A 12,513-nucleotide genomic window follows, 5' to 3' on the forward strand; every position below is an offset into this window, starting at 1 on the left:
GCTGCCCGAGGCGCCGGCCGCGACGAAGCCGGAACCGGCGCCGAAGCCGGTCGCCAGGACTCCCGAGCCCAAGCCCGAACCCAAGCCTGCGGCGCCGTCCGCGCCGGCGCCCGCGGCGGCCGGCGTCGGCTTCGCGGTCCAGCTCGGCGCGTTCAGCAGCGCCGCCGATGCCACCGCGCTGCGCGACCGCGCCCGCGCCGCCGGCCTCAGCGCGTTCGTGCAGACCGTGCAGACCGACAAGGGACCGTTGACCCGCGTGCAGGTCGGCCCGGTCGCCGACCGCGCCGCGGCCGAGCAGCTGAAGGCGCAGGTCGCGGCGAAGCTCGGCATCAGCGGCTTCGTCCACGCCCACCCGTGAGGCGCGGCGCGCCAGCACGATGAGCGCGATCGACTGGGTCCTGCTGGCGGTCGTCGTGGTGTCGGCGGTGTTCGGGCTGATGCGCGGATTCGTCGGCGTGCTGGCCTCGCTGGCCGCCTGGGTGCTGGCGGGCTGGGCGGCGTTCCGCTTCGGCGCCGACGTCGCGCTGGCGATGGCGGCCGATGGCGAGCCGAGCGCGACCCAGTTGCTGGGCGGTTACGCGCTGGCCTTCGTCGTGGTGCTGCTGGCGGTCGGCGTGGTCGGCTGGCTGGTGCGCAAGCTGGTGCAGTCGGTCGGTTTGACGGGCGTGGACCGGATGCTGGGGCTGGTGCTCGGCGTGGCGCGCGGTGCGTTCGTCGCCTGCGCGCTGGTGCTGCTGCTCGGCCTCACCGCGGTGCCGCGCACGCCGGAGTGGCACGCCTCGCCGGTGGTGCCGGTGCTGGTGCCGGGCGCGCAGTGGCTGCGCGCGTGGCTGCCGGACTGGGTCGCACAGCGGGTGGATTTCCGTGGCGAGTCCGACGCGCCGGCGCTGGTGTCGCCCGCCGGTGCCGCCGCGCTGCCGCTTCCGCTGCCGGTCGAGCTGCCGGCCGGTCTCGACACCGCGGCCGCCGACACACTGGTCGAACGGATGCAGTCGATCCAGGGCCACGGCCCGCGCGACGCCACGTCGCCGGACGGCGCGCCGCACGACACGCTCCAACCTGTTTCGCAACACCCCTCCAAACCAGGATCCTGAACCATGTGCGGCATCATCGGAATCGTCGGCCACAACGACGTCGCGGCCCAGCTCTACGACGGCCTGACGGTGCTCCAGCACCGCGGTCAGGACGCGGCCGGCATCGCCACCGCCAACGGCAGCCGGCTGCTGGTGCACAAGGGCAACGGGCTGGTCAGCGACGTCTTCGACGAGGACTCGATGCGGCTGCTGCGCGGCGGCATCGGCATCGGCCATTGCCGTTACCCGACCGCCGGCAGCGAGGGTGACGACGAGGCCCAGCCGTTCTACGTCAACTCGCCGTTCGGCATCGCGCTGGCGCACAACGGCAACCTGATCAACACCGATGCGCTGCGCCGCGAGGTGTTCGAGCAGGACCGCCGCAACGTCAACACCGAGTCCGACTCCGAAGTGCTGCTCAACGTGTTCGCGCACGAGCTGGATGCGCAGAAGGCGCTGACGCCGGAGGCCGCGTTCAAGGCGGTCGAGCGCGTTCACCAGCGCTGCGTCGGCGGCTACGCGGTGGTGGCGACGGTGCTTGGCCTCGGACTGGTGGCGTTCCGCGATCCCAACGGCATCCGCCCGCTGGTGCTGGGCAAGCGCAGCACAGCAGCCGGTGACGAGTACGCGGTGGCGTCGGAGTCGGTCGCGTTCGACCTGCTCGGTTTCGAGCGCGTGCGCGACGTCGCCCCGGGGGAGGGCATCGTCATCACCGCCAACGGCGAGCTGCACGCGCGCCCGTGCGCGCAGCCGGGCAAGCACACCCCGTGCATGTTCGAGTACGTCTATTTCGCGCGGCCGGATTCGATGATCGACGACATCTCGGTGCACAAGGCGCGGATGCGGATGGGCCAGACGCTGGGCGAGAAGATCCTGCGGCTGCGTCCGGACCACGACATCGACACGGTGATCCCGATCCCCGACTCCTCGCGCGACGCCGCGCTGGAGGTCGCCAACGTGCTGGGCGTGAAGTACCGCGAGGGCTTCATCAAGAACCGCTACGTCGGCCGCACCTTCATCATGCCGGGGCAGGGCGAGCGCGCGAAATCGGTCCGCCGCAAGCTCAACCCGATCCCGCTGGAGTTCCGCAACCGCGTCGTGCTGCTGGTCGATGATTCGATCGTGCGCGGCACCACCTCCAGGCAGATCGTGCAGATGGCGCGCGATGCCGGCGCGCGCAAGGTGTACCTCGCCTCGGCCGCGCCGCCGGTGCGCCACCCGAACATCTACGGCATCGACATGCCGACCCGCGAGGAGCTGATCGCCTGGAACCGCACCGACGAGGAAGTGCAGGCGCTGCTCGGCTGCGACTGGCTGGTCTACCAGGATCTGGATGCGCTGGAGCAGGCGGTTTCGGGGCCGAAGCACCGGCTTGAGCATTTCGACTCGTCCTGCTTCAACGGCGAGTACGTCACCGGCACCGAGGCCGATTACTTCGAGCATCTCAAGCGGCTGCGCTCCGACGACGCCAAGACCACCCGCCGCGGCGGCTGACCGGCCCCCGTTCCCCTGAAATGCCCACCTCGCTCTTCAGCGCCGCCCGCCACTGCCTCGATGCCTCCACACCGGAGGCGAAAGTGTCGGCGACCTTCGAGGCCGCGCAGGCATTCGCACGCGGGGAGCTGACGGTGCCCGCGGACGCACCGCCGCCCGAGCCGATCCGCATGCCCGGCCGTCCCGAACGGCCGCGGCTGGTGCCTCCGCGCGAGCTGCCCCGTCGCGGCCTGGGCAGCGACGAAGGCCGCGCCGCCTTCATCCACGCCATCGCCCACATCGAGTTCAACGCGATCGACCTGGCCTGGGACGCGGTCTACCGCTTCCGCGGCCTGCCGGCGCAGTTCCACGCCGACTGGGTGTCGTGCGCCAACGACGAGGCGCGCCATTTCGAGATGCTGTGCGCGCGCCTGCGCGAACTCGGCCATGACTATGGCGACTTCGATGCCCACAACGGCCTGTGGGAGATGGCGGAGAAGACCGCGCATGACGGGCTCGCACGCATGGCTCTGGTCCCGCGCGTGCTGGAGGCGCGCGGGCTCGACGTCACGCCCGGCATGATCGAGCGCCTGCGCGGCATGGGCGACGCCAACACCGTGGCGATCCTCGAGGTGATCCTGCAGGAGGAGGTCGCGCACGTTGCGGCGGGGTCGCGCTGGTTCCGCTGGTACTGCGAGCGCGCGGGGGTCGAGCCCGGCCCGGCCTTCCGCGAGCTGCTGGCCGAGTACGCCCGCCCGGTGCTGCATGGCCCGTTCAACCTGGACGCGCGCCGCGCCGCCGGTTTCGACGAGGACGAACTGGCCGGGCTGCTGGACAACGCGGCCGCCGGCCGGGCGTGACGCCCTCCAGACGCCGCGGACGCTACCTTGGGTCGGCGTTTGTTCCTTCCCGTGGAGAGTCCCATGCGTCGAACGATCCTGCTTGGCGGCATCCTCGCCGCATTCGCGCTGATGGCCTGCGACCGGCCCGCAGACACCGTCCCAGCCGACACCGCACCGGCCGAGCCCGAGGCACCGGCAAGCGAGCCGGTCGGCACCGGCGTCGCCGCGACGGCGCCACTGCGGGCCTTCGGCAACGAGCCGTTCTGGAGCATGCGCGATGTCGGCGGCGGCATGCTCGAGTTCTCCACCCCGGAACTGCCGGACGGCACGCGCTACGCCGCGACCCGCAGCGCGGACGCGTCCGGCATCCACTACGCCGGCGCGAACGTGCAACTGGATATCGTGCCCGGGGACTGCAGCGACGGCATGTCCGACAACATCCACCCCTACAGCGCGACGATGACCCTCGATGGCACCTCGTATTCCGGCTGTGCCGCGCCCGTATCGGCGAACGGAGAGGCCGCGGAAGAGGTGTCGCCGACGCGCTGAGGTGGCACCGGCCGGGGGGGCCTCCCGCTCAGTCGTCCAGGGCGAAGGCCTGCAGCTGTAGACCAGTGTCGTCCGCGCGCAGGAAGCGTCCCGCGCCGCCGTACCAGTCGCCCAGCACGATGCGCTGGCGACCGTCGCCGTGGTCGTGCACGGCGGGCCGGTGGGTGTGGCCGTGGATGATGCGGCGGATGCCTGACTGCTGGAACACCGCCTCCACCGCCGCCGGCGTGACATCGGTGATCGTCTCGGCGGTGCCGGCCTGCTGCAACTCGCCGTAGCGCGCCTTGCTGGCCTGCCGCGCCTGCTGCGCGAACGCCAGCCGCGCCGCCAGCGGCTGCGCCAGGAACTGCGCGCGCCACTGTGGCGAACGCGTCATCGCGCGGAACTGCTGGTAGCCGACGTCGTCCACGCAATACAGGTCGCCGTGGCCGATCAGTGCCGGCTCGCCGTCGAGCATGATCACGGACGGGTCGGGCAGCAGCCGCATCCCGCAGCGGGCGGCGTAGTCGTGGCCCAGCAGGAAGTCTCGGTTGCCGTGGATGAAGGCGATCGCGGTGCCGGCCGCGGCCAGCGATGCCAGTGCCGGCGCGACCTGCATCCCCGTCTCCGAGGGGTCGTCATCGCCCACCCAGGCTTCGAACAGGTCGCCGAGGATGTACAGCGCTTCCGCGCCCGCTGCCTCGTCCTGGAGGAAACGGAGGAACGCATCGGTGGCGCCGGGGCGCGCATCCTCCAGATGCAGGTCGGCGATGAACAGCGTGGTCATGCGTGGTGGAGTCTGGCTCGGGTGGCCATCGGCGCGGATGCGCGTGGCGGGTCCGGTGAAGAGTAGCAGGCTAAAATGACCGGCCCTGCCCGATGCCCCGCCGCACATGACAGCCCGCACCCGTTTCGCCCCCAGTCCCACCGGTTACCTGCACATCGGCGGCGCGCGCACCGCGCTGTACTGCTGGCTGGAGGCGCGCCGGCGCGGCGGCCAGTTCATCCTGCGCATCGAGGACACCGACCGCGAGCGCAGCACCCAGGCCGCGATCGACGCGATCCTGCAGGCGATGGACTGGCTCGGCCTCGACTACGACGAAGGCCCCATCTACCAGGCCCACCGGCTCGACCGTTACCGGGAGGTCGCCGAGCAGCTGGTCGCCTCCGGCCACGCCTACTACGCCTACGAGACCAAGGAAGAGCTGGAGGCCATGCGCGAGGCCGCGATGGCCGCCGGCGACAAGCCGCGCTACAGCGGCGCCGCGCGCGACGAGAACCTGCCGTACCGCGACGACCCGAACCGCGTCATCCGTTTCCGCAACCCGCTCGACGGCACGGTCGCGTGGGACGACAAGGTCAAGGGCCGCATCGAGATCGCCAACAGCGAGCTCGACGACCTGGTGATCTTCCGCTCCGACGGCTACGCCACCTACAACTTCGCGGTGGTGGTCGACGACATCGACATGGGCATCACCGACGTCGTCCGCGGCGACGACCACGTCAACAACACCCCGCGCCAGATCAACATCTACCAGGCGCTCGGCGCGCCGGTGCCGCACTTCGCCCACCTGCCGATGATCCTCGATCCGGAAGGTGCGAAATTGTCCAAGCGCACCGGCGCGGCCGACGTCATGCAGTACCGCGACGCCGGCTACCTGCCGCACGCGCTGCTGAACTACCTGGTGCGGCTGGGCTGGTCGCATGGCGACCAGGAGATCTTCTCGATCGAGGAGATGAAGTCGCTGTTCGACCTGAAGGACGTCAACGCCAAGGCCTCGCGGCTGGACCCGGCCAAGCTCGGCTGGCTCAACCAGCAGTACCTCAAGACCGACGATGCGGCGGCGGTCGGCCGGCACCTTGAATGGCACCTGCGCGACGCCGGCTACGACCTCGCCGCTGGCCCCGCGCCGGCCGACATCGTGCTGGCCCTGCGCGACCGCGTGCAGACGCTGAAGGAGATGGCCGAGCGCGCCGCGGTCTGGTTCGGCCCGCTGGTCGAATACGACGAGGCCGCGGTCGCCAAGCACCTCAAGCCGGCCGCGCGTGCGCCGCTGGCCGATGCCCGCGAGCGCCTGGCCGCGCTGCCGGACTGGACCGCCGAGGCGATCAATACCGCGCTGCACGACACCGCCGCGGCACTGGAGCTGGGCATGGGCAAGGTCGCCCAGCCGATGCGGGTGGCGATCACCGGCACCCAGGTCAGCCCCGACATCTCGCACACCGTCTACCTGGCCGGCCGCGACGAGGCGCTGAAGCGGATCGACGCCGCGCTTGCAAAAGTGTCCGCGGAGTCATAGATCAGACCCATGGCGAGCACGCACACCTGCACCGACCCGCAGCACCACGTCGACGACGGCGATGCCTTCGTCCGCGAGGTCGAGCGGGTGTGCAAGTCGCGCGGGCTGCGGCTGACCCCGATCCGCGCCCACGCGCTGCGGCTGATCGCCGCGGCGGAGCGCCCGGTCAAGGCCTACGAACTGCTCGACCTGATGAAGGCGACCCACGACGCGGCGGCGCCGCCGACGGTGTACCGCGCGCTGGAGTTCCTGCTCGAGCACGGCTTCATCCACAAGCTCTCGTCGATCAACGCCTTCGTCGGCTGCCACCATCCCGGTGGCGAGCAGCACGCGGTGCCGTTCCTGATCTGCGACCGCTGCAACTCGGCGACCGAGCTGGAGGACGAGCAGATCGTCGACGCGCTCGACCGCCGCGCCCGCGCGCTGGGCTTCCTGCCGCAGGCGCAGACGCTGGAGGTCCACGGCCTCTGCGCGGAGTGCGCAAAGGCCGGTTAGGCGTCAGAAGAACGCGCGCACGCCGAACTCGATGCCGCGGCCCGGCAGCGGCGCCAGGTCCTTCAGGAACGAGGTGTGCGGCCGTGCTTCCTCGTCGAGCAGGTTGCTGCCGTCGACGAACACCTCCCACGCGTTGCCGCTGCGGGTGTCGGCATGCCACGCCAGGTGGGCGTCGACCAGCGTGTAGCCCGGTGTCGCGGTTTCGTGCTCGGCGACGTCGTCCTGCTCCATGTAGCGGACCGCGCCGAGCGACGCGCGCCACGAGCCGGTTTCCCAGCGCAGTTCGGCGCCGGCGCGGGCCGGTGCGATCCGCGGCAGGTGGCCGTCGTTGGCGAGGCTGGCGGTGTGGTGGTGGTCGTGGTCGCCATGCGGCACCGCGATCGCCACGTCGCGGCGGCCGCTGCCGTCAAGCTCCGCATGGACCACGTCGCCGAACACCCGCATCGTCCACGCGCCACTGGCATTGTCGACGAAGGTCCAGTCCAGTTCCGCCTCGGCGCCGTTGAAGCGGGCGTCGTGCTGGGTCCACGCGCGTACCGGCAACCCGTCCTCCACGATGCCGGTATCGGCGAGATAGACGAAATCGTCGAACCGCACCTGGAACACCGACGCGCCGATGCGCAACGGCCCGTTGTGCCAGTGGACGCCAACCTCGGCGCGGTTGGCGGTCTCCACGTCCATGTCGGGATCGCCCAGCTCGATGCTGCCGGTGGCGACGTGCATGCCGCTGGAGTACAGCTCCTCGGCGGTCGGCGCGCGCTGGGCGCGGTCGAGGCCGAACGACAGGTGCACGTCCTCGCCGATGTCCCAGCGCAGCGCGGCCGACAGGCTGGTGGTGTCGAAGTCGCGGTCGGGGCCGATCGCCGTGGCGTCGTCGATGTCGATCCGGCTGCGGTCGTGGCGGGCGCCCAGTTCCAGCCGGGTCGGGCCGATCGCGCGTTCGCCGATCCAGAACAGGCCGGCGTCGCGCGAGTCCGAGCCGGGCACGAAGGCTTCGTCGCCGATCGCGAGGAACTCGCGCTGCGACCACTGCACGCCGAGCGCTCCGTCCCAGCCGGCCAGCGGCTGGTGGACCAGCTCGACGCGCGCCTCGGTGGCGGTGTTGTCGAACACGGTGCCGACCGCATCGCCCTCGAACTCGGTGTGGGTGTACTCGGTGCGCGCCAGCTTCACCCGCAGCGATTCGAACGCGCCGAGGTCGTCGAGGCCACCGCGCATCTCGCTGCGGCGCTGGTCCATCACGATCCGCGCGCCACCCTCGGCGTGGGGCTCTTCGGCGTGCTCGTCCTCGTGCCCGTCCTCCTCGTGGGCGTCGTGCGCCTCGTGGGCGTGGCCCGGCACGCCGTAGCGGCTGTTGAACAGGCTGTAGCCGGCGCCGAGGAAGCCGCGGTCGCCGATCCACGACACGCCCAGCGCGGCCGAATCGGTGCGGATCGCGCTGCCGGGCAGGATGCCGGCGATTCCGGGCTCCTCGTGGTCGGCCTCGTCCTCGTGCTCCGCGTGCGCGGCCTCGCTCTCGGCGAATCCGGGAATCTCGTAGTCGCCGGTCTCGCGGTGCAGCGCGTCGAAGTGGAACACCACGTTGCCCGACGCCGAGGTGCCGTCCAGCCGGACCATGCCGGTGCGCTGGTCGTTGACGGTGCCGGCGCGCAGCTCGGCGCGGCCTTCCAGCGGCGCCAACGTCGTGGTTTCCGGGATCCGCCCGTCGATCACGTTGACCGCGCCGCCGATCGCGCCACTGCCGTACAGCAGCGTCGCCGGGCCCTTCAGCACCTCCACCTGGTCGGCCAGGAACGGCTCGATGCTGACCGCGTGGTCGGCGCTGATGGTCGACACGTCGCCCGAACCCAGTCCGTCGCTGAGCACCTGCACGCGCGCGCCGTCGAAGCCGCGGATGATCGGCCGGCCGACGCCGGGGCCGAAGTAGGACGACTGCACGCCCGGCAGCTTGTCGACGGTCTCGCCGAGCGAGTTGGACTTGGCCGCGTCCAGCGCCTCGCCGGTCAGCACCTCGACCGGGCGCACGAGGTTGTCGGCGGTGCCCGCCAGCGGCGTGGCGCGGACCTCCACCCGGGCCAGGTCGGTCGGGTCGTGGTCGTGGCCGGCACCGGTGGGGTCCTGGGCTTCGTGCGCGGAGGCGGTTGCGACCGGCAGCGACAGCGCGATGGCAAGCGAGATGGCGAGGGGGAGGCGGCGCAGGGGAATGGAAGGCATGTCGTGGACTGTTGCGGGGATATCGAAATGTTATATTATTCCGAAACGGAATCCACCCCTCCCGGAAGTCACGGATCATGCCCCCCCAGCACCGCCATCGCCTGATCGACCGCCTCGGCGCCTACGGCTCGCTCGCCTGCGCGCTGCACTGCGCGCTGTTGCCGGTGCTGATCGCCCTGCTGCCGTCGCTCGGGGTGGCGGTGTTCGCGGGCGAGGGGCTGGAGCTGGCGTTCGTGGTGTTCGCCAGCGTGCTGGGGCTGGGCAGCCTGGCCTGGAGCTACCGCCGCCACCGGGTGCTGCGCGCGCTCGGCCTGCTCGTACCGGGCCTGCTGGTGTTGTGGTTTGCGGTGCTGTACCCGCCGCTGCACCATTCCGTGGTGCCGCACGCGGTCGCGATGACCTTTGGCGGCACCCTGGTCGGCCTGGGGCACCTGGCCAACCTGCGCCTGAACCACGGCCACGTGCACGACGCCCGCTGCGCCCACTGAGCTGGGCGGGCGCGTCGCTGTGGTAGGCTAGGCAGCTTCCCGCGCCACGACCGCGGCTCCGATGCGACATCACGGGCCCGCGCCTTCCAGTGCGGGTTTTTCAACTGTTCAGTACCGATCCGGGAGCAAGACCATGGGCAAGGGCGACCGCAAGACCGCCAAGGGCAAGCGCTACAACTCCAGCTACGGCAACGCCCGCAAGGCCGTGGCCGGGGCCGCCGGCAGCGCTGCCGCGCCGGTTGCGAAGAAGTCCGCCACCACCAAGACCGTCAGCAAGGCGCCGGCCAAGAAGGTCGCCAAGAAGGTGGTGAAGGAGTAAGCATCGGCGCCATGCCGGTGTGACAGAAAAGCCCCGCGACCGCGGGGCTTTTTCATTGCGGGGACGGGGCGACGGGTTCAGGCCAGCCGGCGGCCGCCGATGTGAACCGCGGTGGCCAGCCGACCGCCGAGCCAGTAGCCCAGCTCGCTCGGGTGGCCGATGTCCCAGCACGCGAAATCGGCCCGCATGCCGGCCCGCAGCACGCCGCGGTCGGCCAGGCCGAGGGCGCGCGCCGCGTGCACGGTGGCGCCGCGCAGCGCTTCTTCCGGGGTCAGGCGGAAGTGGGTGCAGGCCAGCTGCATCGCCTGGCGCATCGACAGCAGCGGTGAGGTGCCGGGGTTGCAGTCGGTCGCCACCGCCATCGGCACGCCGTGCTCGCGGAACGCATCCAGCGGCGGCAGCTTCGTCTCGCGCAGCACGTGGAACGCGCCGGGCAGCAGCACCGCGACGGCACCGGATGCGGCCATCGCGCGGACGCTGTCGGTGCTGGTGTGTTCGACATGGTCGGCCGACAAGCCGCCGAACTCCGCCACCAGCCCCGCGCCACCGAGGTCGCTGAGCTGGTCGGCATGCAGCTTGACCGGCAGGCCCAGGCCGCGCGCGGCCTCGAATACCCGCCGCGTCTGCTCCGGGCTGAAGCCGATGCCCTCGCAGAACGCGTCGACCGCATCGACCAGCCCCTCGCCGTGCAGCCGCGGCAGCCAGTCGATGACCGCGTCGATGTAGGCGTCGGGCCGGTCCTTGAACTCCGGGGGCAGTGCGTGGGCGGCGAGGTAGGTGGTGCGCACGTCTATGCCGAGTTCGGCGCCGACCTGCCGTGCGACCCGCAGCATCTTGCGCTCGTTGTCGAAATCGAGCCCGTAGCCGGACTTGATCTCCAGCGTGGTTGCGCCGTCGGCCAGCAGGGCGCGGGCGCGGGGCAGCGACTGGCGCAGCAGCCCGGCCTCGTCGGCCGCGCGCACCGCGCGCACGGTCGAGACGATGCCGCCGCCGGCGCGGGCGATGTCCTCGTAGCTGGCGCCCTGCAGGCGCATCTCGAACTCGCGCGCGCGGTCGCCGGCGAACACCAGGTGGGTGTGGCAGTCGACCAGCCCGGGGGTGACCCAGCCGCGGGCCTCGATCACCTCGTCGGCGAGGGTGGCCGGGTCGCCGGGCAGCTCCGCGCGCGGGCCGACGTAGGCCAGCAGGCCGTCGCGCCAGGCGAGCGCGCCGTCGCCGATTTCACCGTAGCCGTCGCCGTCGAGCGTGGCCAGCGAGGCGCCGAGGAGCAGGCCGTCCCAGCGGCCGGTGGTGGATGCGTCGTTCGTGTCCATGCCGGCATTGTAGGCGGCGCCCCGGCCCCGCCGGCGTGGCGGGCGCCCTGCCGGGGTCGCCTCCCGCGCCGCGCCACGCGACAATCGCAGCATGACCGAGCCCCGAGACACCCTTCGCACCTGGCAGCCCGACGGCTGGCACGGCGCCGCCGCCGAAGACGCGCACGCCCCGCTGCCGTGCCGCGTGCCGGGCATCGCCAACCTCCACTCGCACGCGTTCCAGCGCGCGATGGCCGGCATGGCCGAATGCCGCTCGCCGGCGATACCGGGCACGCGCGCCGAGCACGACTCGTTCTGGACCTGGCGCGAGACGATGTACCGCTTCGCCGGCCGCTTCACCCCCGACACGCTGTACGCGGTCGCGGCGCAGCTGTACGCGGAGATGCTCGAAGCCGGCTACACCAGCGTCTGCGAGTTCCATTACCTGCACCACGCGCCCGGCGGCCGCCGTTACGACGACCCCGCGGCGATGTCCCGCGCGCTGCTGCGGGCCGCGCGTGATACCGGCCTCCGCATCACCCTGCTGCCGGTGCTGTACATGACCGGTGGCTTCGACGGCCGCGCGCTGGGTGAGCGCCAGCAGCGCTTCGGCCACGACGTCGACGGCTACCTGCGCCTGCTCGACAGCCTGCGTGGCGAGCAGGATGACACCGTCCGCGTGGGTTGCGCGCTGCACAGCCTGCGCGCGGTGCCGCCGGATGCGATGCGCACGGTGCTGGCCGCGTTGCCGGCCGACGGCCGCGTGCATATCCATATTGCCGAGCAGATGGCCGAGGTCGAGGAATGCATCGCCCTGCGCGGTGCGCGGCCGGTGCAATGGCTGCTGGAGAACGCCGCGGTCGACCGCCGCTGGACGCTGGTGCACGCCACCCACCTGGCCGGATCGGAAGTGCTCGGGATCGCCCACTCCGGCGCGACCGTCGCGATCTGCCCGACCACCGAGGCCAACCTCGGCGACGGCCTGTTCCCGCTGCGCGAGTACCTGGACGCCGGCGGCCGGTGGGGCATCGGCTCGGACTCGCACATCTCGGTGTCACCGGTGGAGGAGCTGCGCTGGCTCGAGTACGGCCAGCGCCTGGCCACCCAGCGCCGCAACATCGCCGCCGACGCGCGCGTCCCCAGCGTCGGCGAGACCCTGCTGCGCGGCGTGGTCGCCAGCGCCGCCGACTCGACCGGGCAGGCGGTCGACATCGCGGCGGACAGCCTGCTGCTCGACACCGACGCGCCCCTGCTTGCCGGTGCGACCGATCTTGACGCGATCGACCGCTGGATCTTCGCCGGCAACCGCAACCTGGTGCGGGAAACGGTGGTCGCGGGCAAGCGCGTGGTCGAGGGCGGGCGGCATGTCGCGGCCGACGCGATCGCCGCGGGTTACCGCAACGCGATCCGCGAGCTGCTGCGCGACTAGCGATCGCAGGCCCCCGCGGACGCACGTGCATACGGATGTAGGAGCGACGTGAGTCGCGAC

The 12,513-nt window shown here is 71.7% G+C and carries 13 protein-coding genes; 10 read left to right on the forward strand and 3 right to left on the reverse strand.

Features of this window, described 5'->3' with window-relative positions:
- The 5 genes from N799_RS04730 to N799_RS04750 all read left to right on the forward strand — a co-directional run.
- Nucleotides 1–358 (forward strand): SPOR domain-containing protein (locus N799_RS04730; protein ID WP_036208643.1); only part of this gene is annotated, 358 nt, incomplete at its 5' end.
- A gap of 19 nt (nt 359–377) precedes the next feature.
- A complete protein-coding gene (locus N799_RS14305) occupies nt 378–1,094 on the forward strand; it encodes a CvpA family protein (RefSeq protein WP_052101244.1) in 717 nt (238 codons plus the stop codon).
- A gap of 3 nt (nt 1,095–1,097) precedes the next feature.
- Nucleotides 1,098–2,567: an amidophosphoribosyltransferase gene (gene purF / locus N799_RS04740; RefSeq protein WP_036208645.1), complete on the forward strand. Its 1,470-nt coding sequence runs from the start codon at nt 1,098–1,100 to the stop codon at nt 2,565–2,567.
- A 20-nt stretch (nt 2,568–2,587) separates the two neighbouring features.
- Nucleotides 2,588–3,406 carry a ferritin-like domain-containing protein gene (locus tag N799_RS04745; RefSeq protein ID WP_036208648.1) on the forward strand — a complete coding sequence of 273 codons (819 nt, stop codon included), beginning with the start codon at nt 2,588–2,590 and terminating at the stop codon, nt 3,404–3,406.
- Between the two features lie 63 nt (nt 3,407–3,469).
- On the forward strand, nt 3,470–3,937 hold the full coding sequence (locus tag N799_RS04750; RefSeq protein WP_036208650.1) for a COG3650 family protein: 468 nt from the start codon (nt 3,470–3,472) through the stop codon (nt 3,935–3,937).
- A gap of 28 nt (nt 3,938–3,965) precedes the next feature.
- Here N799_RS04750 and N799_RS04755 read toward each other — a convergent pair whose 3' ends face one another.
- On the reverse strand, nt 3,966–4,703 hold the full coding sequence (locus N799_RS04755; protein WP_036208653.1) for a UDP-2,3-diacylglucosamine diphosphatase: 738 nt from the start codon (nt 4,701–4,703) through the stop codon (nt 3,966–3,968).
- 106 nt (nt 4,704–4,809) lie between these two features.
- On the opposite strand from N799_RS04755, the gene gltX reads away from it, so the two are divergent.
- Together gltX and N799_RS04765 are read left to right on the forward strand one after the other, a co-directional pair.
- Nucleotides 4,810–6,216: a glutamate--tRNA ligase gene (gltX, locus tag N799_RS04760; protein WP_036208656.1), complete on the forward strand. Its 1,407-nt coding sequence runs from the start codon at nt 4,810–4,812 to the stop codon at nt 6,214–6,216.
- A gap of 9 nt (nt 6,217–6,225) precedes the next feature.
- Nucleotides 6,226–6,711: a transcriptional repressor gene (locus tag N799_RS04765; protein ID WP_036208658.1), complete on the forward strand. Its 486-nt coding sequence runs from the start codon at nt 6,226–6,228 to the stop codon at nt 6,709–6,711.
- 3 nt (nt 6,712–6,714) lie between these two features.
- Here N799_RS04765 and N799_RS04770 read toward each other — a convergent pair whose 3' ends face one another.
- Nucleotides 6,715–8,925 (reverse strand): TonB-dependent receptor domain-containing protein, encoded by a 2,211-nt coding sequence (locus N799_RS04770; RefSeq protein WP_036208661.1) that lies wholly within the window; start codon nt 8,923–8,925, stop codon nt 6,715–6,717.
- 77 nt (nt 8,926–9,002) lie between these two features.
- Here N799_RS04770 and N799_RS04775 point away from each other — a divergent pair, with 77 nt between their 5' ends.
- Both N799_RS04775 and N799_RS04780 read left to right on the forward strand, forming a co-directional pair.
- Nucleotides 9,003–9,413, forward strand: a complete 411-nt coding sequence (locus N799_RS04775; RefSeq protein WP_036208663.1) for a MerC domain-containing protein — start codon at nt 9,003–9,005, stop codon at nt 9,411–9,413.
- Nucleotides 9,414–9,546: 133 nt separating this feature from the next.
- A complete protein-coding gene (locus tag N799_RS04780; protein WP_036208665.1) occupies nt 9,547–9,732 on the forward strand; it encodes a 30S ribosomal protein THX in 186 nt (61 codons plus the stop codon).
- Nucleotides 9,733–9,809: 77 nt separating this feature from the next.
- Here N799_RS04780 and hutI read toward each other — a convergent pair whose 3' ends face one another.
- Nucleotides 9,810–11,045: an imidazolonepropionase gene (gene hutI / locus N799_RS04785; protein WP_036208667.1), complete on the reverse strand. Its 1,236-nt coding sequence runs from the start codon at nt 11,043–11,045 to the stop codon at nt 9,810–9,812.
- A 91-nt stretch (nt 11,046–11,136) separates the two neighbouring features.
- Here hutI and N799_RS04790 point away from each other — a divergent pair, with 91 nt between their 5' ends.
- Nucleotides 11,137–12,453: a formimidoylglutamate deiminase gene (locus tag N799_RS04790; protein WP_081974697.1), complete on the forward strand. Its 1,317-nt coding sequence runs from the start codon at nt 11,137–11,139 to the stop codon at nt 12,451–12,453.
- The last annotated feature ends 60 nt before the right edge of the window (nt 12,454–12,513 follow it).

It is taken from the genome of Lysobacter arseniciresistens ZS79 (genome assembly GCF_000768335.1).
Taxonomy (GTDB): Bacteria; Pseudomonadota; Gammaproteobacteria; order Xanthomonadales; family Xanthomonadaceae; genus Novilysobacter; species Novilysobacter arseniciresistens.

Coding starts and splice junctions, on each gene's coding strand:
- N799_RS04755 (WP_036208653.1), bottom strand. CDS start 4,703: ATGACCACGCTGTTCATCGCCGACCTGCATCTGGAGGATGCGCGCCCC.
- N799_RS04770 (WP_036208661.1), bottom strand. CDS start 8,925: ATGCCTTCCATTCCCCTGCGCCGCCTCCCCCTCGCCATCTCGCTTGCC.
- N799_RS04750 (WP_036208650.1), top strand. CDS start 3,470: ATGCGTCGAACGATCCTGCTTGGCGGCATCCTCGCCGCATTCGCGCTG.
- gltX (WP_036208656.1), top strand. CDS start 4,810: ATGACAGCCCGCACCCGTTTCGCCCCCAGTCCCACCGGTTACCTGCAC.
- N799_RS04765 (WP_036208658.1), top strand. CDS start 6,226: ATGGCGAGCACGCACACCTGCACCGACCCGCAGCACCACGTCGACGAC.
- hutI (WP_036208667.1), bottom strand. CDS start 11,045: ATGGACACGAACGACGCATCCACCACCGGCCGCTGGGACGGCCTGCTC.
- N799_RS04745 (WP_036208648.1), top strand. CDS start 2,588: ATGCCCACCTCGCTCTTCAGCGCCGCCCGCCACTGCCTCGATGCCTCC.
- purF (WP_036208645.1), top strand. CDS start 1,098: ATGTGCGGCATCATCGGAATCGTCGGCCACAACGACGTCGCGGCCCAG.
- N799_RS04790 (WP_081974697.1), top strand. CDS start 11,137: ATGACCGAGCCCCGAGACACCCTTCGCACCTGGCAGCCCGACGGCTGG.
- N799_RS14305 (WP_052101244.1), top strand. CDS start 378: ATGAGCGCGATCGACTGGGTCCTGCTGGCGGTCGTCGTGGTGTCGGCG.
- N799_RS04775 (WP_036208663.1), top strand. CDS start 9,003: ATGCCCCCCCAGCACCGCCATCGCCTGATCGACCGCCTCGGCGCCTAC.
- N799_RS04780 (WP_036208665.1), top strand. CDS start 9,547: ATGGGCAAGGGCGACCGCAAGACCGCCAAGGGCAAGCGCTACAACTCC.